This is a genomic window from Saprospiraceae bacterium, assembly GCA_016709995.1.
GTDB lineage: Bacteria > Bacteroidota > Bacteroidia > Chitinophagales > Saprospiraceae > JADJLQ01.
Genome location: JADJLQ010000002.1, coordinates 42,861 through 67,609 on the forward strand (window position 1 = coordinate 42,861; position 24,749 = coordinate 67,609).

19 protein-coding genes are annotated in these 24,749 nt (G+C 40.6%); 4 read left to right on the plus strand and 15 right to left on the minus strand.

Annotated features, from left to right (window positions below; all coding sequences use genetic code 11):
- Positions 1-221 precede the first annotated feature (221 nt).
- The gene (locus IPJ09_14625; protein MBK7372642.1) at positions 222-2,501 is read left to right on the plus strand and encodes a prolyl oligopeptidase family serine peptidase; all 2,280 of its coding nucleotides are present in this window, start codon (positions 222-224) and stop codon (positions 2,499-2,501) included.
- 450 nt (positions 2,502-2,951) lie between these two features.
- Here the strand turns inward: IPJ09_14625 and IPJ09_14630 are convergent, their stop codons facing one another.
- The 3 genes from IPJ09_14630 to IPJ09_14640 all read right to left on the minus strand — a co-directional run bounded on the left by IPJ09_14630 (position 2,952) and on the right by IPJ09_14640 (position 5,866).
- Positions 2,952-3,554 (minus strand): DUF1080 domain-containing protein, encoded by a 603-nt coding sequence (locus IPJ09_14630; GenBank protein MBK7372643.1) that lies wholly within the window; start codon positions 3,552-3,554, stop codon positions 2,952-2,954.
- 24 nt (positions 3,555-3,578) lie between these two features.
- Entirely contained in the window at positions 3,579-4,736 is a 1,158-nt protein-coding gene (locus tag IPJ09_14635; GenBank protein ID MBK7372644.1) for a hypothetical protein, read from the minus strand.
- Between the two features lie 164 nt (positions 4,737-4,900).
- Positions 4,901-5,866: a hypothetical protein gene (locus tag IPJ09_14640; protein ID MBK7372645.1), complete on the minus strand. Its 966-nt coding sequence runs from the start codon at positions 5,864-5,866 to the stop codon at positions 4,901-4,903.
- A 184-nt stretch (positions 5,867-6,050) separates the two neighbouring features.
- On the opposite strand from IPJ09_14640, the gene IPJ09_14645 reads away from it, so the two are divergent.
- Positions 6,051-6,647, plus strand: coding sequence for a DUF937 domain-containing protein (locus tag IPJ09_14645; protein MBK7372646.1), 597 nt, complete (start codon positions 6,051-6,053; stop codon positions 6,645-6,647).
- 349 nt (positions 6,648-6,996) lie between these two features.
- On the opposite strand, the gene IPJ09_14650 is transcribed toward IPJ09_14645, so the two are convergent.
- The 7 genes from IPJ09_14650 to IPJ09_14680 form a co-directional block, all read right to left on the minus strand.
- Positions 6,997-7,365 (minus strand): transposase, encoded by a 369-nt coding sequence (locus IPJ09_14650; GenBank protein MBK7372647.1) that lies wholly within the window; start codon positions 7,363-7,365, stop codon positions 6,997-6,999.
- Positions 7,365-8,003: a transposase gene (locus IPJ09_14655; GenBank protein MBK7372648.1), complete on the minus strand. Its 639-nt coding sequence runs from the start codon at positions 8,001-8,003 to the stop codon at positions 7,365-7,367. Before IPJ09_14655 ends, IPJ09_14650 begins: the two co-directional genes overlap by 1 nt.
- Positions 7,951-8,268 (minus strand): transposase, encoded by a 318-nt coding sequence (locus IPJ09_14660; protein MBK7372649.1) that lies wholly within the window; start codon positions 8,266-8,268, stop codon positions 7,951-7,953. Before IPJ09_14660 ends, IPJ09_14655 begins: the two co-directional genes overlap by 53 nt.
- 328 nt (positions 8,269-8,596) lie before the next feature.
- Positions 8,597-11,029, minus strand: coding sequence for a penicillin acylase family protein (locus tag IPJ09_14665; GenBank protein MBK7372650.1), 2,433 nt, complete (start codon positions 11,027-11,029; stop codon positions 8,597-8,599).
- 53 nt (positions 11,030-11,082) lie between these two features.
- Entirely contained in the window at positions 11,083-12,516 is a 1,434-nt protein-coding gene (locus IPJ09_14670) for an SET domain-containing protein-lysine N-methyltransferase (GenBank protein ID MBK7372651.1), read from the minus strand.
- Positions 12,517-12,555: 39 nt separating this feature from the next.
- On the minus strand, positions 12,556-13,710 hold the full coding sequence (locus IPJ09_14675; GenBank protein MBK7372652.1) for a hypothetical protein: 1,155 nt from the start codon (positions 13,708-13,710) through the stop codon (positions 12,556-12,558).
- Between the two features lie 34 nt (positions 13,711-13,744).
- Positions 13,745-14,248: an SET domain-containing protein gene (locus IPJ09_14680; GenBank protein ID MBK7372653.1), complete on the minus strand. Its 504-nt coding sequence runs from the start codon at positions 14,246-14,248 to the stop codon at positions 13,745-13,747.
- A gap of 587 nt (positions 14,249-14,835) precedes the next feature.
- Here IPJ09_14680 and IPJ09_14685 point away from each other — a divergent pair.
- Positions 14,836-15,459, plus strand: coding sequence for a sigma-70 family RNA polymerase sigma factor (locus IPJ09_14685; protein ID MBK7372654.1), 624 nt, complete (start codon positions 14,836-14,838; stop codon positions 15,457-15,459).
- A 38-nt stretch (positions 15,460-15,497) separates the two neighbouring features.
- Positions 15,498-15,746, plus strand: a complete 249-nt coding sequence (locus IPJ09_14690; protein MBK7372655.1) for a hypothetical protein — start codon at positions 15,498-15,500, stop codon at positions 15,744-15,746.
- Between the two features lie 110 nt (positions 15,747-15,856).
- On the opposite strand, the gene IPJ09_14695 is transcribed toward IPJ09_14690, so the two are convergent.
- The 5 genes from IPJ09_14695 to IPJ09_14715 all read right to left on the minus strand — a co-directional run bounded on the left by IPJ09_14695 (position 15,857) and on the right by IPJ09_14715 (position 24,674).
- Entirely contained in the window at positions 15,857-17,158 is a 1,302-nt protein-coding gene (locus IPJ09_14695; protein MBK7372656.1) for a TolC family protein, read from the minus strand.
- Between the two features lie 16 nt (positions 17,159-17,174).
- On the minus strand, positions 17,175-20,243 hold the full coding sequence (locus IPJ09_14700; GenBank protein MBK7372657.1) for an efflux RND transporter permease subunit: 3,069 nt from the start codon (positions 20,241-20,243) through the stop codon (positions 17,175-17,177).
- Positions 20,244-20,293: 50 nt separating this feature from the next.
- Positions 20,294-21,343 (minus strand): efflux RND transporter periplasmic adaptor subunit, encoded by a 1,050-nt coding sequence (locus IPJ09_14705; protein ID MBK7372658.1) that lies wholly within the window; start codon positions 21,341-21,343, stop codon positions 20,294-20,296.
- A 165-nt stretch (positions 21,344-21,508) separates the two neighbouring features.
- On the minus strand, positions 21,509-24,007 hold the full coding sequence (locus IPJ09_14710; protein MBK7372659.1) for a TonB-dependent receptor: 2,499 nt from the start codon (positions 24,005-24,007) through the stop codon (positions 21,509-21,511).
- 217 nt (positions 24,008-24,224) lie between these two features.
- The gene (locus tag IPJ09_14715; protein MBK7372660.1) at positions 24,225-24,674 is read right to left on the minus strand and encodes a GNAT family N-acetyltransferase; all 450 of its coding nucleotides are present in this window, start codon (positions 24,672-24,674) and stop codon (positions 24,225-24,227) included.
- Between the last annotated feature and the right edge of the window lie 75 nt (positions 24,675-24,749).

Genomic DNA, 24,749 nt, shown 5'->3' on the forward strand with positions numbered 1-24,749 from the left:
CTATGGATAATGAAATGGGAAAATGTTGATCTGTATAAAAATAGTATAATTGTACTTGTCTATAAAAAGCACCACTTTAGTACAAATATAAAATCTATAATTGTACTAATCATTACGATAATATCCCATTGTTACAAAATACCTAACTGGTAAAATCCTACATCATCTCCTGCATAAAGCAATCATAAGTTAGTAATTTGCTCGGATTTAAACAAGGTCTTATGAAAATCAAACTTTTATTAGTTTTTATAGTTATCTCCAACGTGGGCTCGAGCGCACAATCGCCTCAAAGCGCCATCTCGGGCCCAACTACTGAAGACTACCAACGAGCTGTATCATATCTTTGGTCTAACCTCATCAATAAGAAAATATTCAATCTCGATATCCAACCAATATGGGCACAGGATAGCACCGGACTGGGCTTCATCAACCAGGATATAGATGGCAAGTCCTTCAAAAAAATCGTCTTTGGTTCAAATCTCATACAACCTCTTTTTGATCAAAGAAGGGTAGCTGGATTGATCACTGATTCACTAAAAATTATCACCAAAGAACAAGATCTCCCCATCACCAATTTAGAGTGCAATACTTTTAATCATCTTGAGTTTAAAATTGGCGGCAATAGTTATCTGCTGGATTTGCCTGAGTACAAATTCTCTCAAAATCCAGGTACTGATTTTGATCCACTTGTGTCGAAGTCTCCGGATGGTAAATGGCTGGCCTATACAGATAAATACAATATATACATCAAATCAACCCAGGATGGATCGGTCAAACAACTCAGTTCCAAAGGAGAACGGCTTTATGAATATGGTACCTACTATGGGTGGTCCGATATTATCGAAGGTGAAAATGGCGAAAGGCCTAAACGGCTTTTGGTAAATTGGTCGCCGGATTCGAGATGGTTTCAAACTTATATCACTGACATGAGGTATGCCCCGAAAATGTACTTACTGGATTGGAGTATCGATACCATATATAAGCCCAAACTATTGTCTTATTACAGGGGGTCTCCGGGCGATACAGATATGGTCAAAATGATTCCCGTTTTTTATAATGTATCGACAGGAGAAGAATACATCAAATATCAATTGCAAAGTACTCATACCGACCCTATTCAATACGAATGGTCGTCCCTATATCCTGGTATGGTATATCAAGAGAATACCATAAGAGGTTATCAATCGGTAGAATTATATCGCTGTGATCTCTATACAAAGAAAGAAGAATTATTGTATCGCGAAACAAGCAATACCAATATAGACAATTATGAATCGAATATCATAGAACCCTGGAATAAAGCCATTATCACCACAGAGCGTAGTGGCTGGAAACAACTATATCTACTGGATCTGACTACTAAAGCTTTGACGCCTCTTACATCCGGTACTTATTATGTCAACGAAATAGTGCAAATAGACACTTTAAATAATACTGTGTTTTTTTCTGCCTCTGGCAAAGAACCCGGGCGCAATCCATACCAACGGTACTTATATAGACTGGACTTGTCAGACTTGAAGGAAGAACTACTCACTCCTGAAGATGCCAATCACGATATATCGATCTCACCGGATGGACTATATTTTGTGGATAATATCTCTACGCTTGATCAGCCCACACACACGATTTTAAAGCGTATTGGATCCCCAGATTCGACTGTTGAAATCAGTAGGGCAGCTATCACCGGACTAGATTCCCTGCATTTCCGAGCACCAGAATCATTTACCGCTATAGGCAGGGATGGTCTTACTACTTTATATGGCGCCATTTGGAAACCAACCACTTTTGACTCAACCAAAATCTATCCCATCATTGATCAAACGTATACTGGCCCGCACACGTTTATGTATCCACGAAATTTCAGTAGCGCCCTGGCCCGATCCAACCAATCCCTGGCAGAATTGGGTTTTATAATCATCACGGTGGATGGTATGGGTACCGCCAATCGATCTAAAGCTTTTCATAATGTCTCTTATAAAAACATGGGCAAAAATCTCGAAGATCACAGACTCGCTATTCTACAGTTAGGCAGACAATATAATTGGATAGATACCACTCGCGTAGGCATCTTTGGGCATTCTGCTGGGGGTTTTGATGCGGCACATGCCGTCTTGGAGTATCCGGATTTTTATAAAGTCGCTGTAGCCAGTTCTGCAGATCACGATTTTAGAATGGAAAAAGATTGGTGGCCCGAAATGTATATGGGCTGGCCGGTAGACTCTACATACAACCTGGTGTCTAATATAACCATGGCGAAAAGTTTAAAGGGTAAACTATTGATCACTCATGGAGGTATCGACGAAAATGTCAATCCTTCTGCTACCTTCAAACTGGCCGAAGCACTGATCCGGGCAAATAAAGAATTTGATATGCTCATACTTCCCAGCCAAAGACATGGGTACCAGGGAATTTATAATCAATATTTTACCAAGAAAAAGTGGAATTATTTTGTGGAACATTTATTGGGGGCTAAGGCGATGTGGGATATAAAAATGGAGTAAGGATAGATTTTAGAGTAGTATATAAGTGGTTGATTTAGTTGCCAAGGAAAATAAAGGCAGAAAAAGGACGAAAACCAATATTTAGAACAATCTACTATATCACATATTTAACCAATAAGTCATTTTTGCGACGATAGACCGATTCTTGAGGTTCCATTGATCCGGATAATAATTGTCTGTATACACTATATAAAAATCTGACACTTGAGCATATCTCCACTGGAGCCTGGCATTGATGTTGACATTTTCTGCCAGAGAATTATATTGGAAAAAACCGGTTAGAAAAAATTGCGCGTAGCGGTGAGATCTATCCTCGGTCCGAGGAGCCAGATTTCATTGCTGCTGTATGGAGCGGGCATCTGGATCTTATTATAATTTATAGTACCGGTGAACGCCAGGTAACTTAAGTTGACTAATGTCTAAGCTATGCTTTCAATGAATGCAGCAATCTTATCCCTTTGATTTTACAAACATGTTTCTCCATCTTACTTTGATCCCGCCTCCAGCATGAATCTGGAGGGCTATTTGACCCGTCTTGCTACCTATTTTGTCATCTTTGAGGGTGATCATTTTATGCCCATTGAGCCAGGTTGTGACCTGATCGCCTTTGACGAGTACCCGCATCGTATTCCAATCGTCGGGTTTTAAATATTTGGTGTCTTTGTCACCGGTAGGCTTGATCAGCCAGCCCCGGCCATAGGACTCATAGATACCTCCGGTACTGTGACCTGCCGGTGCTACTTCTGCCTGCCAGCCACTCACTTTGGTACCCTCAAAGGAGGAGTGAAAAAATACTCCACTATTGCCATCTGCTTCCTGTTTAAATTCTAGTCTAAGGTCAAAGTCTTTGTAATGATCTTTGGTGCCCAGGTAACCATACTCCTTGTCAGGGCCGCTCTCACAGATCAACTCCCCTTTATCTACATACCATCGCTCGGTGCCATACACGATCCATCCGTCCAGGTTAGTCATGTTAAAAATCTGCTTAAAAGCCTGCGCATCTACCTGGCTGGCAGATAAAAAGGCACACCATAATATCAGTCTGTATCGCATAAGTATTATTTATAAGGAATAAAATTATTTAAAAGCATCTTTAATCTCCTGCAAGCTAACACCTAAAAGTTTAATTGCAATGGTATTAAGCTCATTTTCATCACCCATAAAATGAAGCGTCCTATGGGTATGTGTGATGGTCTCTCCTTGTTTGAGATGAGCCGCGGGTGAAGAGGATTCGATCTCATAGAAGGGTCCCAATTGAGTGCCATTCTCCAGGGGCCCATCATTGTACGCATTGACCACATCCCCTGCAAATGGTTTGTCTTGAATCTTCCACTGAGAATTGACATAGTCAGCAGGTGCATCAGGCATGGTAAACTCAATAATGGTGAGTACCTGGCGCTCCTCATCATAACTGCCACAGATAGGCTTGGCACGAAAAGTATTGACCCCGATCTTGCTGCGTTGATGGCCGTCCGCTTTGAAATAAAATACTTTTGGATCTATCTTGAGTCTGTCCGGGCTTACTTTGCCAAAATAATCATCCGTGATTAATGAACCCATGCTGGTTTCCGGTCCTGATTTGTAAGGTATCACCACAGTGGCCGTAGGGCTCGGTCTAAACATACCAAGTATCCATATCGAGGGCATACCAGTCTGTTGATTCCATTCTTCAGCACCATTGTTACGAATTACGTTATTACTTTCAAAACCTACACTTTTTATTTTTTCTGAATATGTCACTCCATGATTGTACAAAAAAGCAGCAGGTGAAAGGAGCTTGATTTGCCTGCTCAGCACGATGTCTAATTTATTGCCAGCATAGTTGGTAAGGTCCAATCGCTTAAAAAACGAAGCTTCAAGGTCACTGACAGATACGATATCAAAAGTTTGTGTATCGAATCCGCCGGGTACTTGCCAATGATCATATTCAAAAGTCGACTTTGGTTTGAAAAATAATGAAAACTGCCCACCCTCGGGGCCGAGCCATACTCTGTCTTCTCCACCAAAAGCGTTCATATGATCTTTGAAGGTCCCGGACCCAATGAGATCATAATTGACCCAACCAAAACTATACCCTTGTAGGCCATCTGCTGTACTGGTGATCACTCTACCCTGATATTCGGGACTGATGAGCACCAGGCTTTTAAACTTTTCATCATGTAATAGGAGCGGCGTTTTTCTTTGCCTGATAAATTTGAGATCATAACCAAAAGTATTGCGGTCATAATCTTTCATCGTTTCGTCCAGGATCCATTTCCTGAGGTCTTCGGGCTTGTTGATAACAGGGATCACTTCTTTTTTGGTGTTCACTTGTTTGCAACTTACGGTTAAGCAAAAAGATATAAGAATAATAAGGCTGAAGGTATATTTCATAAAGATTATAATATCATTTGATTAGACTAATTTAATTGCCATCTATTGAATGCCTGGCCGGGAGTGGTAGGTGCCGCAAGCCCCCAGGTCAATCCTGCCTGATCACTGTTGCCCCGGGCATATTTGATAGGGCTGGGCAATTTCTGTTTTAACTTTGAAAACTTCAAGCCATCTGGGGCATACCATGCGATCTGGGTTTCGCCAAAAACGGCTATAACTCCGATATCGTTTCTTTGAACCAATGTAGGATTGCCATCCAAAAGTGCGCGTACATTATTTTGTTTGATATGGCTTTGATTGATATCCGCTGATATCGCCAGTCCCATGCGGGTAGTGCCACCCCATGTATCCAACCCGGTATAATACAACCATACCTGACCATTTAAATTGATTGGGTTGGGATCATCTACCCTGAATGCATCAAACCTACCTGATTTGATGTCACTTGGTTCGAGTACTGGTTTGGCACTATTGAGTTTGATGGCAATACGGATGCCGCCGTCGTCATTAAAAATTAATTTGGCCAGCCCGATACTGGTCCTATTGGCAGGTGATCCGTCACTATTAGTAAATCCAGCTCCAGCCCCTACATAATATAAATAGAAAAAACTATCATCCGTCGCTTTTATCACGGCCGGCTTACTTACTCCAAGACCATCAAACTGATCCGGAAGGCCGGTATTCAATACCAATCCCTGATCTGACCAGGTACGACCTTGATCTCTTGAAAAAGCGTAGTGTATAGTACCTCCGTATCCCGTACCTGCTACGCTTGAATTGATGGGTTCTTTTACATAAAACACATAAGAGTAACCATTATGCGTTATAATATTGCTGGGTTGGGATACACTGTACCTTTCGTCTGCTATCCATCCGGCAGTGTTGGAGATAGTCACAGTCTTACCCCCAAGTCCCTCTTCGACAGCGCTGTGGTCGGGACTGCTTTTACAACTTAAAATTAATGTGACCCATAAAACAAAGTATCGTCTCATTTGCATCATATAGATATAACAGATTGCAAAAATAACCAAAACCTGGCACCATGATCATAAATGAATTCTTATCAAGCCGTATCGGCCCAAATTGAATTTCTTTAAATTGCCCTTTGGAGAACATTGTGCCGCTAAATATTATTACATTTGATTTTTTTACCAATAATTATTTAAAGTTTTTAAGATGAATATTCTAGAAATGCTACAAGGCCAGATGAATCCTCAGGTATTGCAACAAATCGCTCAACAGGTCGGAGTAAATGATCCTAAGCAGGTAGAGGTTGCTTCTAATGGTTTAATGTCAACCCTGGTGGCCGCCTTGTCAAAGAATGCCACTTCTCAAAGTGGTTTGAATGCGCTTGTAAGTGCTTTGGACCGTGACCATGATGGTAGTATATTAAATGACCTTTCTGGTTTTATCACCGGTGCCATGCAGCCCTCAAATACTTCTGCTTCTAATGGTGGTGGTATCTTAGGACATGTATTGGGAAATCTTCAACCCAATGTAATCGACATGGTCGGTCGTATCAGTGGTTTGGACAAAACCAAAGTAGGTCAGATGGCTACCATGCTGGCTCCAATTTTACTTGGATTCCTTGGCAAACAAAGACAGCAAGGTGGTGTCAATGTCGGAGGCATAGGCGATTTGTTAAAAAAATCTGTAGTGACTACCAATCAACCTCAGATGAGTCTGATCAATAAATTTCTTGATCGCAATGGCGATGGCAGTGTCATCGATGATATCGCCAGAATGGGTATGGATGCTTTTATGAAAAAATAGATTTTTCCTTAGACATTTTTATATATTCCGAATGAGTCTCATGTGTGTAATCACCATGAGACTTTTTTTATTTGATAGAGGCTTAAATAGATTAAACCCAAATTGAGGTTAACTTCTGATGGAGTCTGACACTCGTCAGAGTCGTCACGACCTGATAACATATTGATTTTCAATTTAATATGTTCATCCGCTGATGACGATAAATGTCACAGTCCGACCGCAAGTGTCGGACCCATAGGGCAAATAGCGCTAATGCGATATTCCATCTAACTTCCCGCCAAGCGTTGACTACCAATAATTAATTCATCTGTATTTATTTCCATATGTTTTATTAATTTATTGATTGTCTTCAACGTTCTTTGTCTTTTTTTAATTTGTACTGATCCATATCTATTGGCTTATATGGTTGTTTTTTTGTGATCATATTCCAAATAATCACAGCCATTTTTCTGGCGGTTGCAGTAATTGCCGCTCCTCTTCCTTTTTTGTAAGCTATTTTTTGAAAAAAATGAAGCAGGTAACCTGTTTTTTTTCTACTAATTGTATTGGCTGCATTTCGTAGTGTCAATGTAAATTTATTGGTAGTCTGTGGGGTCTTGGAGCTTATGATTTTACCTCCGGTTTTCTTATTATTTGGAGCCAACCGTAACCAACTGACAAACTTCGAGGCTGTACTAAATTTGAATATATCTCTTCCTACTTCCGCCAATAATGACATCACAGTGGCTTCACTGAACACTCTATTTCCATTAGGTCAACACCATAATATTGATAACTTGTTGTACAGACATTTAAACTGCTGCTATTTCTTGACTTTTGTTTCTTCGTCAGATTAATTTTACCAGCTTCTTCTGCCCCTTGTGATTCAATAATTTGATCAAAACAATTCTTCATTTGTTGATCGCAATTTTCTATTCGATTACGAACATACTGATATGCTTGATGGAGATCTTTCAGAATATAGAGTTGATTATCATTCCACCTTCCTTGAAGGTATTGTGCTAGTTCTTGATGACTTTTTCTGATTCGCGAATCGGCCAGTATAGCTAATTTATTTCCATCTCGTTGACCTTCTACAATTGCCTGTATTATCGATTGTCCTGTTTTGCCTCCCAAATCATTGATGGCTACATCCAGACGGATATTCATTTGTCTCATGCATTGGCCTATTCGGTTCAATAACCTAGAACTCTCGTCGATCAGATTATTTCGATGTCGATTTAATGTTCTTATTTCCATAGTTGCATTGGATGGCAAAAAACAAGATTTCAAAAACCCATAGGTGAATAATTTTTGTATCCATTTACAATCTTTTACATCGTTTTTGACCGCCGATACCCTTAGTATGGCTTCCATGCACCAGGCTAACTTCAAATCCTGCTTCTTGAAGTGCCAAGAATAAAGTCTGAAAATAACTCCCTGTACTCTCCATTGCTACATGAGTTATTTGGTGAACTTTGAGAAAATCTATCATCAAATTATGATCATCGGTATTGATTCCAAATTTCCTTACCTGATCATCAGACTGTCCCACCGCTACCATGTGGAATCGAGACCCTACATCAATCCCTGCGCTGTGAGGGTAAACAATTTGCCATACTTCTTCCTTTTTCTTTTCCATTTCTTTTCATTTTTAAAAATTAATTAAAAATGCTCTTGAAAGAAATGTATTTTTAGAACTCATTATTATTCCATACGGGGTTCTTGATCTCGACTTCCATCGGGATCAAGACCACCATTAAACTTTCTAAGAGCCCTCGCTAAAAACGATGGCTTTACATTCCAGCCATGATTTGGGTGGGGTTTTGATACGCCATTTAACTCAAGGGCTTCTTTTTCAAGAGCTATCAAAATGGAAGTTAGCTGTATAATTTTACTATTGTTTTCAATAGTCTCTTTGTTTTGGGTTTAAAAAAAGAGTAGTTGAATGTCAGCTAAAGTTTTAGACCTTATTTTACAGGTGGTTTTAATACAGTCACTTTTTCTGTCACAGCATCTATTTTTTCATCGGAATAAAATAAAGGAAAATAGTTGTCTCTGGACCACAACTCAAACAAATCCCGGTAATGCTTACTCTCCGGATCTCCGCTTTGGCCTGGCGTATTAATAGCAACTGCCAGATCCCAATCGGAACAATCTGTAATAATGCGGAAGGAGGCACCATGATTTTGATTATTGCCATCGCCCGTAGCACCAACTGTATTGGCATAGCCTCCACGAATGACTGGTTGGATATTCATTTTTTTATTCCTTTCCACATCAGAGATCGGCGATAACATATGGTTGATGGCTATGCGTTTTAATTTCTCCACATCGCCATAGACCCATTTTTCGTCGTTGGCGCCAAATAATGATTTCATTTCTTTGATCGCTTTCGTCAAAGCTGTGATCATCAGGATTTCCTTTTTTTCCTGGCTTATTTTATCCTTTAAATAATCTGGTTGACTGAGTATCCTGATTAATAATTCAGTAGAGATGGATCGAATCGCCACATCATTGTTCGGGTCTCCATCAGTGTTTTCTGGCAATAATGCTTCAATGATATATTCTTCCAGGTATCGTTCTGTCAGCATATACAGACCCGCCATCCCTTTATCAGCACCCATTTTAAAATCCCAGGCAGCCAGTTTATTTTGAAAATATCGCAATTCCGGATCTACCCTCTTAGTCTGGAGGATCAATGGCACGATCTGTCTGGCTGGTATAGAGAGATAGTCTGTCTGTAATGACTCCATATCCGGCACACTAAATTTTAGAGATTGACTCAGGACTTCTCTGATTCTCATGGCACGGTATGGATCGGACCAATTGTATCCAATGCTATTTAGATAGGGGTAGGTTGGGCTGGTGAGATTGGCATTGGCAGTAGCGATAAATTGTTCGGATGGATTATAGCTATGTGGCCTTTTGAGCATAGGAAGGTAGCCAGCCCATTCATGCGCTTTATTTCCGGTCACAGGCACCATCCCTGAATGATGGCGTCTTATGGGCGCGATCCCAACTGTCTGCCATCCAATGTTTCCTTTTTTGTCTGCCCATACCATGTTTTCGGCCGGCACAAAAGAATGTTTGCAAGCTTCTCTGAATTCTTTCCAGGTTTTTGCCTGATTCATTTTTAAACTGGCCAAATAAGGCGCACTGCCCTTTTCCAACCAAGCACATCGGACTGCATATACCAGGCCCCTCACACTGTCAATAAAAGTGACCGGGCCATGTAGGGTATATTGATGGGTCACTGATACAGCTGGCTTATTTTTTACTTTAATAGAGTCATTGATTTTGGTAAATGTCATCCATCTCCCATTATATTGATAATGCTCTTTGTCCCCGGGATGAAGAGGATACACGTACAAGTCTTCCATGTCTGTACTGAATATCGTCAATCCCCAGGCACCATATTCATTATGTCCTATACTGACACCTGGCAGGATAGGCTCACCACCTCCGATCACATTCCAACCAGGGGCATGCAGATGAGTCATGTATCTCAATGACGGAACTGTAATAGATCGATGTGGATCATTGGCCATAATTGGAGACCCACTAGCTGTTTTTGAACCTGAGATTACCCAGTTATTACTACCATCCAGGGACTTCATGTCTGAATACTTGGCTTCTCTGGGCCGGTAATCAATAATATCATTCTGTTGGCCAGATAAAGATCCGACCAGGTTATCTTTTGAAAACTGAATAGTTCTCCTAAAGGCAAGGTAGGGTTTGAGAATGTCTTCATCCAGCGCATCGGGAGTCAAAACAGGATCCAGATCTAAGGAAGGTAGATGTGGGTGATAGTTCATCAGTTCAGAAACTCTTTGAGCCCCTATCCGACTCACCCATCGTGCTGTCTGCAATTCATTCTGCACATTACTCAAGAGTCCATTATGCCTGGATATCACTACCTCGGGAGTCCAATAGCCTGGTTTGATTCCAAGCCATTGTAACTCCAGAGGCATTTTTTCTTTTCCATCCAGGACTTTTTTGATATAAGCATTGATGCCTGCTACAAATGATTTGATAATGATGTCTCCACGAGGGTGATAATGCTTCATCTCTTGCTGTATATCCCCCCTATATTGAAACAACCTTGCTCCAATATCCCGATCAATTTCCTTTTCACCCAATACTTCAGCCAGAGTCCCTGTGGCTTGCCTTCTAAACATTTCAAATTGAAATAAACGATCTCTGGCTGCCTGGAATCCTTGCGCAAAGAACAAATCTCTTTCATTGGCAGCATAAATATGGGAAACCCCCCATTGATCTGTTTTGATGGTCACCGAAGCATTGATTTCATCTGCATCAAATACAACAGATTTTTGGCCGAAAATCGAATATGAAGAGACAAGTGAAAACAGCAAGGTGATACAATAGAAATAATGACCCATATCAAAATAATTTGAATCTTAAGATACATTCAAAATCATTGAAACCAGAAAAATTATTGGGGTGGTCTGCTTTTTTCCCTAAGCTCCATGGTATTGCCCAAAGTACCTGTCACCCTGCCCCTACAATTAGAAGATCCACATTGACAATCAAATGGCTCCATGGTTTCATCGAGAAAAGTAGCATAATCCAGGGTCAGTTCATCTTCTGCTAGTATGGGCCTGGTAGCGATCACATTGAGACCATCGTAAGCCGTATTGGGATAACAGCTATGGTTTTGAGGGGCCCATACAGATGGATCATCATCCCATAATATATATATGTGTTTGCTGAGGGGTACTGCATATCGCGCAAAAAGATCTTTTTCCACAGGAGTCCAGCTTTCATCTACATATCTTTTCGTAACGATACGATGAGCCCTGGCTTCGTTATTAAAAATGACCTCAGCCTGTGCGATGGGCTGATTGGCGTAAATTCCAAATCCATTGATTGAATCGCCTTTCATCTTATATTTTTTCTGTTGGTTTTTATACCGATAGATCCCTTCCTCGATGATATGCTGCAGGAAACCCTGCTGACCTATGCCATCAAACCTGAGTATATAATCAGCACTGCCTTCGTAACCATCAGAATAAAATACTGAACAAGTAAAATTGATTTCTAAAAAATAGATCTCATTTTGATCATTCACTCTGAAATCCATTCGGGCATATCCAACTCCTCCAAACCCTCTGAATATGCGTTGTGCTGCAGACCTCAGCCTGGATTCTAACTCTGGATCCTGACAAGCGATATTGGCTTCTGTGTGCAACTCAGAAGTTTTAAGTGCATACGTTTTAAATGCAAACCCGGTGGGAAAGATATACTCAACCGGTTTGAATGTACGGCATTGTTTTTCATTGGTAGGATCAGCAGCCACCAGTACGGTAAATTCTCTGCCGGCGATATATTCTTCTACCAGCACAGAAGGATACTCTAACAATAATTGAGCGACCTTATCCTTTAACTCTTCGTGGTTTAGCACCAATGAATGGTCATCGACTCCCAGACTATCACCTGCCCGGGCAGGTTTTACAAACATGGGATACTTGAGCTTTTCTACGGATTTGGTGAGATCTGGATTGGTCAGAATAAGGGCATACTTTGGAGTCAACACCTCTTCTGTAAATGCTACATATTTCATCAGCTCTTTGGCAGGATCATACAATCTGCTCGTCGGCCCGGTAAACGGGAGTTTTAAGGTCTCCATGGCATAGATGACATCAATTGAAGGAATGTCCCAATCCAAATATCCTTCACAGAGATTTACAAAGATGTCATACCCTTTGTATCGCAGATCGCTGAGTTGTTTAAACGTATGCAGCTTATTTAAAAATATATGATCCACTTCATGACCGGGCAATAATCTGGAAAGATCACGGGGTGGATCATAGTTTTTATAATCTACCGTAGAAGTGGAATAGTCAGGCTGAAGGACACAGATTTTCATCTAAAAGATGTAGGTAAAGCATGAGTAATATAGGGTTTATTAAGCGGGCACTTCCACTAGATCAGCTTGAACCATTGCTTTGCGCGACACCCGATCCAGGGCATCAATGATGACTTCTTCGATTAATTGATCAAAAGTCTTCCCTGAGTATTTCAAGATAGCTCCTATTGAAGTAAAGTTTTCATCTTCACTTAGTCCACATTGAGCATTCACTTCCAATACATACATCTCACCAGTCACCTGGTCCATGCGGATATCCACCCGGCCATAGCCTCTGCCCTTGACAGAGATATATGCTTCTCTTGTGATATGTTCGATAGCGGACAAAAAATTGACATCGGGTGATTTGTACTCATAAAAATTGCCTTGCTGCGGCATGTTGGATTCGGTCTCATAGATTTCCCACAACCTTTCAAATGATAGGAATTTTTCGTGATCTGGCAGCGATGGATGAAAGACTCTTTCTACAGGTGCGTAATAAACCAAGTGGCCTGGTTGATCGTAAGATCCTACAATTAGTGTCGTAAATTCAGGTCCGGTGATAAATTTTTCTGCAATTACGCCACCGACACCAAATTTCCACCCTCTGTAACCACTAAATAGTTTTTTAACCTCCACCTTCATTTCTGCCGGGGAATAGACCACGTTTTTAATCCCAACACCCAATGAACCGCCAGAGACTGCAGGCTTTACTATTAAAGGAGTACCCAATCTTTTGAAGATTCCGGCTGGGCTGGGGTTGGATTCTTTTATTTCCTTCCAGGGCGCATTGACCACATGGTGGGTGTCAAAGGCCTTTTTCATATTTACCTTAGAAGTAGTGACTTCATAAAAATAACTATCGGCACCAGTATATACCAGGTCTAATTGCTCCAACAGCTTTACCACAGATATACCAGGTGTGCCATTCACCTCGTCGCCATCGCAGAGGTTGAGTATCACAGGGAGTAATTGCTGGTTTAATGCTTCGGATTGAATGTGATGGATAATATCCTGATAATCCTCGATGGTCACTGGCTGCCATACCCACTGTAGCTTTAGCTTTTCGAATACACAGGTATACTCAGCAATACTTTGGCTGAAGTCGTAATAATAATCGAGTTGTTCGTCCTGTGTCTTAAGGTGCGGAGCAAGTACCCAAACTTTGAGTTTTCTTTGACCAATAAGGTGTTTAAATCTCCTTGCAAGCTTCATAATTAAGTTTGAATTAAGGTATATAATCAAACGATCAAATTAAGGTTGGCACCGTTTTGATTTGTTGTTGAATAAAAGATGAAACATGGTATTGACTGAGTATCTCTGGATTTATGGAGTCAGCACCTTGGATATATCCCAAACAATTATGACTACCACACCTACAGTCAAATGGTTGTATCATATGCCATTCGGTAGAAGGGTAAAAATAAGTCATTTGTTCACCCGCTTTGATATCACGAACACAGCGTAACACCCAATGATCGACATCGAAGAATACATTTGGATCACAACTATGGTTGATAGACGCCAAAAATTCCGGATCAAGAACAATATGACTTTCCTCCCCTATCTGCACAGTGAGGTATGTTGGGTTTGATTGCACTTGTTTGGGATTAAACTGGTAAAGAATTTCGCCGGCGGTAATGTCCCGGGTAGCCACAAAACTACGTTGCTGAGTAGAGTGATCGAAATTAATATCACCCAGTCCATGATGGCTAAGTATCTCGAATTTTGATTCGCCTTGTTTGAGTTTCATATAATAAAATTGATGTTTCGAAAAAAATTGAAATGACGACTGGTTGCCATGCTGGGAATACAAGGCAAAATGGCTTTAATAAATCTTGTAAAGTGTGGTTTGAAGTAGATGTACGATCAGTTTCCAAGGGATGAATAGTCGTTAATTTTATTTGCCTTTATTGAAGAGTTAAATCTATACGATTAATACCTATAAACCAAATATTGAATCAAATAAGTTCAAAAATATTCGGAGCGTTTTAAAGCATTGTAAAACCATAAGTTAGATCGAAAAAATCAGCTCCATGATACTTTAATTTAAAGCGTATTTCAATAACAGTCTTGTCTTGAGACCAAGACAAATCAGCCTCGGTTATAAGATGAACAAATCTGTCTCTCATAAAGATGATACCATTGAATAAATTCATCAAATAAGTTTACCATTTTTCAAAATCAATGTTCTTGGGTTCGGCTATTCATAACCACTAAAAAAAATCTATCAAATCAAGCTAAATGTACTTTTCAAGCAACCCGGCCCTCGCAAATAGTCAGGTCAAATACAGGTCAGTCAAGGACTTTTTAAGAATAGTATGGCAAAGGTTATATCAAATGAAGGAATTTTGTCATTTTTACCATGTGAACGAAGACGAGCGTAGACGATATGACCTGATATTTGAAAAAGAGCTTTTGCCGCATATCAATGCTTTAAGCACCTTTGCCTTTCACCTTACCCTCAATGAAGACGATGCAGATGACCTGGTGCAGGAAACTTATTTGAAGGCCTATCGGTTTATAGATAAATATCTTGAGGGAACTAATGCCAAGGCCTGGTTGTTTAAGATATTGAAAAACGCATATATCAATGAGTATCGGCGAAAGAGCAAAGCGCCTTCACATGTTGATTATGAAGATATCATAGGATATCAGGATAGTGAGGATAGTGCGATCGGTGAGTTTACTGATCTGAGGGAGGAATTATTTAATCATATGATGGGAGATGAGGTGACCAATGCGATCAACTCTCTGCCTATAGATTTTCGTACCGTCATATTATTGTGTGATGTAGAAGGTTTTACTTATGAAGAAATAGCTAAAATCCTGGATGTTCCGATTGGTACTGTTCGTTCCCGACTATTTAGAGCCCGGAATGATCTTAAGGACAAATTAAAAGCATATGCCGTGAAAATGGGATTTACAGACAAACGTAAGCCCAGGACACGCAAGATAGAATAGTTAATTTTTATTAGGTTCAATTCTAAACGATTATTCGTATGAGAAATCCAGATCCGATCCATGAGTACCATCGTATGGTCAATATGTTTCTTGACCAACAACTTAATGACGATGAAAGCCGTCAAATGTTACACCAAGCCCAGGGGAATCCAGAATTCCAAAGGGTGTTACGCACTGAGCAAAACTTCAGGGACTTGATCAAAAAAAATGTAGTACAGCGTCCTGATGCTACCTCAAGGTTATTGGCCAACATTAAATCTAAGATTTCTGACCCCGGGTCCCGGTAGAATAAGCTGCGACCCCTTTCCTGCCTGGATGTTATACCCAGGCCTTACTTTTGTTTACCAACACCTGTACTCCTTCTCTGCATTGCACTTGAAGTAAAGTTTATTTGTGCTTATTGGATCAGCCTTCCCATGACATACAATAGCCGGACTTCGCTTTGTTTTAAAATATATCGGGCATTTATAATCCTGTTTTGAGCCTCAACCAGGTTGAGCTGGGCTTGTCTGAGTTCGACTGTAGTGATAGTCGCTTTGCGAAAGCGTTCCATAGCTATATTATTATGCTCACGGATGATGTTTAGATTTTGTTCTTCAAGCTCGATCAACTGTAAGGCATTGTTATAATTTTGATACGATTCGGCAGCAGAAGATTGCAGAGAATGTTTTAATGCATCTATTTGAAGCCCCTGGTTTTTATAATCAAGTGCATTGATCTTAATTTGTTGATTGGCAAGCGCCCTGGTAAACAAGGGCACGGAGACGCTGAGTCCCGCCTGGGGTCCATAATTTTGAGTGAATAGGTTGAATCCTGCACTACTGTTATTATAATTAAAATTAAGCGAACCATTAGCAAATAAGCTGGGCTTTTGGAGTGCTTTTATTTCAAGTGCATTCTGCTCCAGGATTTGTTGATTGTATCTTAAGAGCGTGATTTGTGGGTTGATGGATTCGATGGCCTCCATCACTTCTGCTTGTGTAGGGAGCGTTTCAGGAACAATGATATCCTGCACTTCAAAAGGTGTATTGGGGTCGCGGGCCAAAAGTTGATTGAGATCCATTTTAGCCAGCGCAATATTATTGGTCAGATTGATCTCATTATTTCGTTGCACATTGAGGTCTATCTGTGATTGCAAATAATCATTTTTTCCCGCCGTACCGATTTCAAACCTGGATCGGGAGAGTTTACTCCTTTCTTCAAAAAATGAAATGGTCTCCTGTATAGCACTTTTCTGTTTGATCAATCTGTTGATGTTAATATAGCTATTAGTCACATCAAATACGACCTGGTTTATATCTTGCTTAAGCGCTTCCTCAGCGATAGACTCTTGGATATCCAGCCTTTTTTTTGCAATAAAGACCCTTTTGCCTCCGTATAGCCTGTAGCTGAATTGACCATTTAGGTTTATTACAGAGGTTCGATTACCATTGCGTTCGATTACAGTACCATTCGATAGTTTTTGAAGAAGATTTGTGATAGAGTTGTTCCATACACCATTGGCTGTAACTGAAGGCAATTTGCCTGCGGCATACCAACTGTTGGCAGTCTGCGCTATTTCTTTGTCGTTGACAGAGAGCAGGATATTATAGTTTTGACTTAATGCCTGGGTAATGGCTTCATCGAGGCTAAGAATATCCTGAGAATAGATCTTTAAGCTGAATACTAATAAAATAATAGGAAAAAATCTTTTATTCATGTCGATGTAATTAAAGTCATTGCAATTCTAATGGCAATTCCTTCTTTTTTGTGCTCCAATATGTATAGATAGCCGGTATGACAAAGAGTGTAAGGATTAAGGAAAAAATAATACCACCCACGATGACGATTCCCAGGGGTATCCTAGAGGTAGAGGCTTCTCCCAATGACAAGGCCAGGGGGAGGGCCCCAAGAGCCATAGCCAGACTGGTCATCAGGATAGGTCTAAGCCGCATCACAGAAGCATCAATGGCGGAATGTTTTTTGTCCTCACCTACCAATTGCTTTTTATTGGCAAAGTCTACGATCAATATTCCATTTTTAGTCACTAACCCTATCAACATAATCATACCGATCTGAGAAAAAATATTTAGCGTCTGATCAAATAAGTACAGGCTGAGCAAAGCTCCCGCAATAGCCAATGGGACGGTCACCATGATAATGAGCGGATCAATAAAACTTTCAAACTGGGCTGCCAATACCAGGAATATTAAGATGAGTGCCAGACCAAAAGCAAAGCCCGTATTGCCTGAGCTTTCTGCCAGATCCCGGGCGGTCCCACTCAGAGCAGTTGTAAAAGTAGGATCTAAAATTTTCTCAGAAATACGTTCCATTTCCTTGATACCATCTCCTGTAGTCTTGCCTTCAGCCAATCCAGCACTGATCGTAGCAGCTTTCATCCGGTTAAAATGATATAGTGTAGGGGGCGTAACTTCTTCTGACATGGATACCAGATTGTCAAGAGATACTAATGCCCCTCTACTATTACGAACATAAAAACTTTTAAGATCACTTGGATCATCTCTATCCTTGCGTTCAACCTGACCTATCACCTGATACTGCTTGCCATCTTTTATAAAATATCCTAGTCGCCTATTGCTCAGCGCCAACTGTAAAGCTTCCGATAGATCACCAATAGAGACTCCTAGTTCACTCGCTTTAAGCCGATCGACCTGGATACGAAGTTCTGGTTTGTTAAATTTGAGATCAGCGTCCGCGTTTTGCAATATTTGACTATTTCTAATTTCTTCTAAAAACAGGGGCAAAGCTTTTTTAATTTTTTCAAAATCGTTGTTTTGAATCACAAACTGCACCGGTTGAGAACTACTCCTCCGACCTACCTTAATGGATTGTTCCTGACTTGGAAAAATACGTACATCCGTAAATTGACTTAAGTTTTTAGACACCGCCTGGACAATCTGTGCTTGTGTGCGTGATCTTTCACTGGGCGGAGTGAGCACGACCCTTACAAATCCAGAATTGGCCGAACCATTGCCCGAAAAGCTAGGAGCAGTCATGCTCATGACAGAAGTTCTTTCGGGGACATTGTCCATTACATATTGGGTAATTTGTTCAATACTTCGATCCATGGACTCATAAGAAGTACCTTCAGGTGCGGTCACAGATAATCTAAAAATACTTCGGTCCTCTAATGGGGACAATTCGGAAGGAATATCTTTACCGATAAAATAAATTATCGCAGCGCAACCCAAAATGATCAAAAAAGCAGCCCATCTAATTTTAATAAATTGAGTGAGGGACCAACGGTATCCATTTTCCATCCCTTTAAAAAAAGGTTCGGTGACTTTATAGAACCAGGAGTGATGAGCTTGTGTGGCAAGTTTGACATTTAGCACCGGGGTTAGTGTCAGTGATACCAAGGCCGAAATCAAAACAGCACCAGCCACTACGATCCCAAATTCTCTGAATAACCTACCTACAAAACCTTGTAGAAAAATTATTGGTAGAAACACTACCGCCAGGGTAATAGATGTAGAAATGACCGCAAAAAATATTTCTTTGGAACCTTCTCTGGCAGCCTGATATTTATTCATGCCTGCTTCTATTTTTTTGTATATATTTTCTGTCACTACTATTCCATCATCTACGACGAGTCCGGTAGCTAATACAATAGCCAATAGCGTCAATATATTGATCGAAAATCCAAAGAGATACATGATAAAAAACGCACCTACCAGCGAAACTGGAATGTCAAGCAGGGGCCTCATCGCTATCCCTATACTTCTGAAGAAAAATAAAATAATAGCTATCACCAAACCAAGGGATAATAAAAGCGTCTCTTTTACTTCCGCGATAGATTTTTTAATAAACTTGGTACTATCTGCAGCAATACCTATCTTAAAGTCATCAGGTACATCCTTTTTGATTTGTTCTACTCTGCGATAAAACTCATCCGAAATATTGACATAATTACTGCCCGGCTGCGGAATGACTGCCATAGCTATCATGGGTACATTGCTCTCTCTAAAGCCCGTCTCTTCATTTTCCGGACCCAGAACAGCTTCTGCCACATCTCTTAATCTTAATATGTTTGACTCTGTGGTTTTGATGATTACGTTGTTAAACTCTTCTTCCGTATTCAGTCGGCCGAAGGTGCGAATACTCAATTCGATTGCATCTCCAGACACTTTTCCGCTGGGTATTTCCACACTTTCACGTTGCAATGCCATTTGGATGTCTTTGGCAGTAACCCCAAATGCATTCATTTTATCAGGGTTCAACCATATCCGCATGGCATATGTTTTTTCACCCCAAATCTGGACACTACTCACCCCAGGTATGGTCTGAAGTCGTTCTACCAAAATGTTATTGGCAAACTCGGTGAGCTCCAGCTGATTTCTGTTTCGACTCTGAATCGTCATACTTAATATAGGGTCGCTACTGGCATCTGCTTTAGAGATCACAGGAGGAGTTTCCAGATCCGGAGGAAGGCTTCTGGCAGCTTGAGATACTTTATCTCTGACATCATTGGCCGCCTCTTCCATATTGACTCCAAGTTCAAATTCAACATTGATGCTGGAACTACTTTGCGAACTACTGGAAGTGACATTGCGAATACCAGGTACACTATTGATCGCTTTTTCTAAGGGCTCAGTGATCTGGGATTCAATGATATCTGCATTGGCTCCTGGGTAAGAGGCGCGTACACTGATCAATGGCGGGTCGATCGCAGGATATTCTCTGACTCCTAAAAATTTAAACCCTATAATCCCAAATAATAAAATGATCAGATTAAGCACAATGGCAAAAACCGGTCTTCGTAAGCTAATCTCTGATATATTCATGGTTTACTAAGTAATAACGATTTTAATTATTTGAGCTAACCATAGCAGTTTTATTCGACAACGTTAACGATGATTTTGCTTCCGGGACGGATGGCCATCAGCCCTGAAGTAACTACGGTATCACCGATTTGAAGCCCAGAGAGTATCTCCACCCTGGAAGAGTCTCTGTATCCTGTCACCACAGTAGCAAAGACAGCCGTTCCGTTTTTGTTCAATATAACTTTCCTATCTCTTGCTTCCGGGATAATGGCTTGAGCTGGCACCATTATCGTGGGCTCCTGAGACCCTACCCCAAAATTGACATATATAAAACTACCTGGTGTCAAATATTGATCAGGTTTGATGACCTGGGCGCGCAATTTTTGTTGTCGGGTATCATTGGTCAACGTATTTTCAAAAGCGGTAATCTTTGCAAGATAGGTTCGATCGGAAGTCTCCGTATTAAAGTGGACGGTATGGCCTACTTTGAGGTCCTGGGCATATTTTTCCAATACGTTAAATTCTATTTTAAGTGAACTGATCTGCGCCAGATTGGCCAATACATTTTGTGGAGTGATATATGCGCCTAAACTTACATTTCGAAGTCCGATTTTTCCTGCATAAGGTGCTCTGATTTCAGTTTTGCCTAGACTGACACTATTGAGGTCCAGGTCAGCTTTGATATTGCTGACTTGCAAGGTCGCCAGATCGTACTCCTGTTGGCTGGTACCATTGAGGGCTAAAAGTTCTTTTTGTCTACCCTCGCTGGCTTCGGCTATTTTGAGTTGAACTTCGAGTTTGGAGCGTTGGGCTTTGAGATCTCCATCGTATAATTTAAATAAGAGAGCCCCTTTAGAAACGGAATTGCCTTCTTTAAAATAGATGCCGATGATGCGACCAGAGATCTCTGATTGCAGATTAGTATTTTCTTCTGCCAGGATGCTCCCAGGAGCCTGAATCTCTCTGTTAAGCACATATCCTTTGGCTATGATAGCACTATAACTGGGACCGGCAGTAGCTGGTTTGGGCACGGCCATTACTTCAGCAGGCTGAGGTTTTTTACACTGAGACAATCCAGATAATAATATGGCAACAAGTAAGAATGCGTGATGTATTTTCATGAATTGCACAAATTTAAAGCCATATGCTCACAAAATCATATGATTCAGAAAGATACTATGTATAAAGTGGTTTTATTAGACCGATCGGAAGGATATTTATACAGATGAGTATTAATCTTTATTCCTTAACAAATCCTAAAGAAATACCTTAGACTTGAAAAGGAATTAATTTCGTACACCACCTCCTCCATTTCCCATATCGCCGCCACCTTCACCTTGCTTAAGATCATCATTCTTAACTCCACGTTTTTTGGGTTGAGCATTAAAATTCATCTTGCCCCACTGATAGCTAAAGCTTACACCAAACGAGGCAAATGGAATTTTAAAGTTAGAGACTTGTTTAAAATTGTCGCCTTCAATTTCTGATTTGAAGGCTCTATATTTGGTAAAAGGAGTGGTCGTACTGAAGCCTAATGTCCCCTTTTTCTTTAAAATCTCCTTTTTTAACCCCATAGAATACATAGAAAATGATGGAGTCGTGCCCTGAAGTGATCGACGAGGGGAGTTGAAGATGCCAAACAGGTCAGCTTTCAACCCATTTTTCTTAAAATCAAAAGATGACATCAGGAAAGCATTGTATTGAACTCCTGTGCTAAAATTGGTTTTGGTAAGATCACTGACAGTATTGTAAGAACCGACATTGACATTACCTCTTAAAGTCCATTTTTTAGAAAGATTGACGGAACTAAAAGCATTGAATCCATATGAATAGTTGTCTCCAGCGTTTTTATAGGTAGCGATCGAGGATCCGTTATTTTGGATTTCTGTCAAATTTTCAATAATGTCGTTAGTATGTTTGGCATAAAAAGCAAGGTTGACCATAGACCCTTTCAAAAAGGTGGTTAGTGCCAATTCTACCTGGTCGGTCAATTCGGGGTTGAGGGTCGGATTGCCTACGGTGATATTGCGGGTATCCTGAGCATTCTGGAAGGGATTGATATAAAACAAACTGGGTCGTTGAATTCTTTTTGAGTAACCCAGCTTGATCGTTCGGAACTTAGGTAGTTGTTTTGATATCGATATATTGGGCAGTACATTGGCATAGTCATTGGAAAAGGGATCTCCAGCACCCTGGGTATATTTGCCGTTGATGACGGTATTTTCAAGGCGTGCACCTGCCAGCAAGCTAACCGTCTTGCTGAGGCCTACATTAAATGAAGCGTAGCCTGCTGTGACATCCTGGCTGTATTTGAAGAGGCTGAGACGGCCGGCGTCTGCGATATATTCATTGAGGTCAGGATTAAAATTAAAATAATTAAGGTCGCTATTGATATGCCTGATGACAGTCTTACCACCTATTTCCATTTTAGCTTTGGCAGAAAAGGGGTGCGTATAATCTACCTGGAATGTATATTCATTATTGATACCATCATTATTGCTTTTCTGATTAAAATTATAATAAGGACTGTTTTCAGTGATGAATAGATTGTCCGTAATACTTTTGTTATTGCTCCATTGGAAAGCAAACCCCAATTCCTGATCTTTTTTCTTAAAGGTCCTTTTAAAATCAGTATTCCAGTCAAACCCACCCCGACCATTATTGGCTGTATTTATTCTATCGTAATTGAAGTTTTGGCTTTGAACCTGATCAGCTATGGATACTGCTGTGGTTGAATTTTGATCCATCGTAAACCCATTGGCCCTGAACGTACTGGAGATTGAATTGAAAGCATTAAAATCATAGTCAGCATTCATATTGCCAAAATAACCTAGCCGGGATGTCTTATTGGTACCTGCTTCGTCCGTAGTCACAGACAGACCATTGACATAGTTAATTCTCTGAAGCGTATTGGTGCCGCTGCCAGGCCAGCCCCAAAATGATCCACCGCCACCTGCCAGACCAAAACGGCCTTTACGCACGCCCAGGTTGAGGAAAGTATTATTTTGCCTGGTACCTATAGCAGAGTTGATGCTGCCGCTGGTCCCCTGGGCATTCTTCTTTTTAGTAATGATATTGATGATACCACCAGTACCCTCGCCATCATATTTGGCAGATGGGTTGGTGATTACTTCCACACTTTTTATTTGATCTGCAGGGATCATCTTCAAGGCATCAGCCACATTGGATGAAAACATTCCGCTGGGCTTGCCATTGATCAATATTCTGATGCTCTGGCTACCACGAAGGCTGACATTACCATCCAGGTCTACGGAAAGCATAGGTACTTTTTGCAAGACATCCACCGCGCTGCCCCCAGCAGAACTGGCATCTTTCTCCGCATTATAGACGAGTTTGTCTATTCTGTTTTCTACCAGGCTGGCCTGATCTTCTACGGTGACCTCACTCAAGGCTACCCCCTCTGGAGCAAGCATGACTGTACCGATATTGGCATCAGGCCGTTTTGGGGTGAGTTCGATATTAGTGATCGTTTTGGTATTATAGCCGAGGAAAGATATGATCACGGTATATTTTCCTGCTGATACATTTTCCAGTTTAAAACTTCCTTTCTCATCAGTCAAGGTACCATTGATGTCTTTTGTATTGCCGGTCCTACGAAGTGCTATGGTTGCAAACTCTACCACCTCCCGGGTAGTGCTGTCTATGATAGAACCAGTGATTTTGCCAGTGATGGCAGGGCTGGCTGCACCGCCTGCACCTGGAAATTGGGCTTTAATAGTAAAAGTTAGGAGTAAAAGTAAAAGAGAGAGAGAGAAAGGACGCATAGCTGTTGAATTTCTTAATAATAAGGCGCAAAATTGCGCTAAATCCTGATAGAAAGCGCAGATACTATACTATGCGTCAGTAATAGTAGATAAAACAGGACTATTTTTCGATAGAATCAGCCAATCTTACGCCGAAAGTGCTATTTGTTAAAATTTTACAAATATCTTTTTTAGATAATATGTTTGTTTCTAACATTCTTATTATTGTATTACAAGATCAGTCAAGTACCATTTTGAGATGGGGTATACCATCCTCCAGATAATAACTTCCTATGTCTTTAAATCCAAGAGCATTATAAAATACTGTCAAGTACCCCTGTGCCCCTATTTTGATCGGATGTTTTCCAAAAAGGTTCCGCACTCTTTCAATTGATTCCTTCATTAATTTTTTACCTAAACCGATTTGTCTAAAATCCGGATGTGTCACTACCCTTCCTATCGAGAGGTAGCCTGCATAAGGCATGTTTAAACCAAACAACCTCGTATAAGCTACGATCTGACCCACTTCATTTTTAAATATAAGGTGATAAGCCGCTTGATCATACCCATCGGCGTCTATATAGAGGCAATGCTGCTCAATACCAAAGACCAGGTGCCTCAGTTTTAGGATTTCGTATAGATCAGCAGGAGAGAGCTGATCAAATGGCAGGCAGGAGATGACATACATATATATATGGTATAAATAATAAGCTAATATCGTAAAGAGTTAGATGAATTATACGTTATGGAGGTATCTCAATCA

Excerpts from the sequence above, each read along its gene's own strand:
- IPJ09_14625 (MBK7372642.1), top strand. The coding sequence starts at position 222 with ATGAAAATCAAACTTTTATTAGTTTTTATAGTTATCTCCAACGTGGGC.
- IPJ09_14630 (MBK7372643.1), bottom strand. The coding sequence starts at position 3,554 with ATGCGATACAGACTGATATTATGGTGTGCCTTTTTATCTGCCAGCCAG.
- IPJ09_14635 (MBK7372644.1), bottom strand. The coding sequence starts at position 4,736 with ATGAAAGATTATGACCGCAATACTTTTGGTTATGATCTCAAATTTATC.
- IPJ09_14640 (MBK7372645.1), bottom strand. The coding sequence starts at position 5,866 with ATGAGACGATACTTTGTTTTATGGGTCACATTAATTTTAAGTTGTAAA.
- IPJ09_14645 (MBK7372646.1), top strand. The coding sequence starts at position 6,051 with ATGAATATTCTAGAAATGCTACAAGGCCAGATGAATCCTCAGGTATTG.
- IPJ09_14650 (MBK7372647.1), bottom strand. The coding sequence starts at position 7,365 with ATGTCATTATTGGCGGAAGTAGGAAGAGATATATTCAAATTTAGTACA.
- IPJ09_14655 (MBK7372648.1), bottom strand. The coding sequence starts at position 8,003 with ATGGAAGCCATACTAAGGGTATCGGCGGTCAAAAACGATGTAAAAGAT.
- IPJ09_14660 (MBK7372649.1), bottom strand. The coding sequence starts at position 8,268 with ATGGAAAAGAAAAAGGAAGAAGTATGGCAAATTGTTTACCCTCACAGC.
- IPJ09_14665 (MBK7372650.1), bottom strand. The coding sequence starts at position 11,029 with ATGGGTCATTATTTCTATTGTATCACCTTGCTGTTTTCACTTGTCTCT.
- IPJ09_14670 (MBK7372651.1), bottom strand. The coding sequence starts at position 12,516 with ATGAAAATCTGTGTCCTTCAGCCTGACTATTCCACTTCTACGGTAGAT.
- IPJ09_14675 (MBK7372652.1), bottom strand. The coding sequence starts at position 13,710 with ATGAAGCTTGCAAGGAGATTTAAACACCTTATTGGTCAAAGAAAACTC.
- IPJ09_14680 (MBK7372653.1), bottom strand. The coding sequence starts at position 14,248 with ATGAAACTCAAACAAGGCGAATCAAAATTCGAGATACTTAGCCATCAT.
- IPJ09_14685 (MBK7372654.1), top strand. The coding sequence starts at position 14,836 with ATGAAGGAATTTTGTCATTTTTACCATGTGAACGAAGACGAGCGTAGA.
- IPJ09_14690 (MBK7372655.1), top strand. The coding sequence starts at position 15,498 with ATGAGAAATCCAGATCCGATCCATGAGTACCATCGTATGGTCAATATG.
- IPJ09_14695 (MBK7372656.1), bottom strand. The coding sequence starts at position 17,158 with ATGAATAAAAGATTTTTTCCTATTATTTTATTAGTATTCAGCTTAAAG.
- IPJ09_14700 (MBK7372657.1), bottom strand. The coding sequence starts at position 20,243 with ATGAATATATCAGAGATTAGCTTACGAAGACCGGTTTTTGCCATTGTG.
- IPJ09_14705 (MBK7372658.1), bottom strand. The coding sequence starts at position 21,343 with ATGAAAATACATCACGCATTCTTACTTGTTGCCATATTATTATCTGGA.
- IPJ09_14710 (MBK7372659.1), bottom strand. The coding sequence starts at position 24,007 with ATGCGTCCTTTCTCTCTCTCTCTTTTACTTTTACTCCTAACTTTTACT.
- IPJ09_14715 (MBK7372660.1), bottom strand. The coding sequence starts at position 24,674 with ATGTATGTCATCTCCTGCCTGCCATTTGATCAGCTCTCTCCTGCTGAT.